Origin of the sequence: Vibrio sp. L85, from assembly GCF_963871815.1 — a bacterium.
GTDB classification, from domain to species: domain Bacteria; phylum Pseudomonadota; class Gammaproteobacteria; order Enterobacterales; family Vibrionaceae; genus Vibrio; species Vibrio harveyi.
In genome coordinates this window covers 1-1,363 of sequence record NZ_CAWMYL010000097.1, presented here as the reverse complement: position 1 = coordinate 1,363, position 1,363 = coordinate 1, and the positions used below count along the sequence as shown (strand labels likewise).

Genomic DNA, 1,363 nt, shown 5'->3' with positions numbered 1-1,363 from the left:
GTAATGATGCGCCGCGATATTGATTTGAAAGTTGGCCGGCGTAAACAGCGCGGCAATGCCGATGATCGCAACCTTGCCATTTTTGCGCATGAGCGTGTGAACTTCGTTGATAAAGTCGCGCACCATTTCACACGTCTATTTCCTTTTTCGATGCCAAGCCATGAACCCGAACCGCTAGAACTGACGCACGATACTCTGATGTGTAACAGTCAGTGCAAGGATTTCGCTCTTAAGCTGGTTTCAGCTTTTGAGGAAATTATTAGCTGTATTGAAGTGGATGAGAAAGAACAGTTCATCGATACCGGACTGACTAGTCATACGGGATATTTAGGTGCGCTTGTTCGTGCCTTTGATGAAATTTCCGGTGTCATGACTCACGCCCATATCAAACCACCGAGTGTTGATTTGTCCCAGCTGGGCGGCAAGCTCTCGATAGAGGATGCTGAGTTCATTCTTGAGATAGCTTTAAAGCGCTGTCTTGACCCGCGCTTTTTGGTGCGAAAGCTTAAGCGTCTGCGCAAACAATACATTGAGCATGCACAAGTGACATTAGGCAATGTGGGCAAACGCCAAGGTCAATCTCGATACGTTTCACGGATCACTATCCAGAACTTCAAACAACAGATGCGCGAAAGTGAAGAGTTCATGAGAGGGATGGTGGTGATTAACCATGAAACACTAGAAGAGTTCGGGCTTGATGAGGTTGCCAAGCGCACCACGGCAAATCCAGAAAATCGCCGTATTGAATTGGTTGTACGTAGTCGTGGTGATGAGGAAAGAGCCATTGATATGGGCTTTGAGGGCGTGTTTATTACGTGGACTTTGCCATCCAAATATCACCGTAACTCTCACAAATGGAATGGTTGCACGGTGAAAGAAGCACACCGCAACCTAATGGAGCAATGGAAGCTAGCGCGAGCGCATTTTGCTAAGGCTGAAATTCCTTGGTTTGGTTTGCGGGTAGCAGAGCCACACAAAGACGGCACGCCGCACCTACATGCATTTTTGTACTGCGCTGCCGAGCATAAAGAAAACTTAATGCGCATTTGTGCGGCGATTGCCAGAAGTGAAGATGCAGAAGAGTTAGTGACGAAAAAGATGCGCAAAGCGCGCTTTCAAGCCAAGCCATGTGACCCCGCCAAAGGAAGCGCAACGGGTTACATCATTAAGTACATTTCCAAGAACATTAACGGCGCGCACATGCCAGAAGGTGATGCGCAAGAGTCGGCAATTTCAGCCAGAGCATGGGCGAGTGCATGGGGGATTAAACAGTTCTCACAATCCGGCTCGCCATCGGTTGGGATATGGCGCCAACTGCGCCGAGCCAGCAAGCTCGATGTTTCTATCGATAAAGACTTAGCCA

The 1,363-nt window shown here is 48.5% G+C and carries 1 protein-coding gene; it reads left to right on the top strand.

Annotation, left to right across the window (positions count from 1 at the left end; translation table 11 throughout):
* Positions 1-198: 198 nt before the first annotated feature.
* Positions 199-1,363: replication endonuclease (locus AACR11_RS09895; RefSeq protein WP_223295735.1), on the top strand; the 1,165-nt coding region annotated here is incomplete at its 3' end.